The sequence below is a fragment of the Leptospira gomenensis genome (genome assembly GCF_004770155.1).
Taxonomy (GTDB): Bacteria; Spirochaetota; Leptospiria; order Leptospirales; family Leptospiraceae; genus Leptospira; species Leptospira gomenensis.
In genome coordinates this window covers 1-307 of sequence record NZ_RQFA01000090.1, presented here as the reverse complement: position 1 = coordinate 307, position 307 = coordinate 1, and the positions used below count along the sequence as shown (strand labels likewise).

At 49.5% G+C, this 307-nt stretch carries 1 protein-coding gene; it reads left to right on the top strand.

The features are described from left to right. Positions 1 to 307, top strand: a 307-nt coding sequence (locus EHQ17_RS19645; protein WP_135736236.1) for a hypothetical protein, incomplete at both ends; no start/stop codon positions are given.

Genomic DNA, 307 nt, shown 5'->3' with positions numbered 1-307 from the left:
ATATGATCCGATCGGAAGAATGAAAAAGACGATTCTACCGACGGCAGTAGGAGAAACGACTCCTACAACGATCACGACGACCTACAACGATCCGTTTGAAACGACAGAAACTCACAGCTCCGGAACGAGCAAACGAATCGTTCGCGACGCGAGAGGACAGATATTGTATGTGGAAGACTTCGGGTCGGACGGAATCGCAGCGAAGATCGGATTTTGTTACGACATTTCTGGTCAGAGAACGAAGAAGTCAGACTTAAATGACGGAACTCCGTTTTCCTGTCCGATCGTCCTCGCAGGAGTTCCCGCA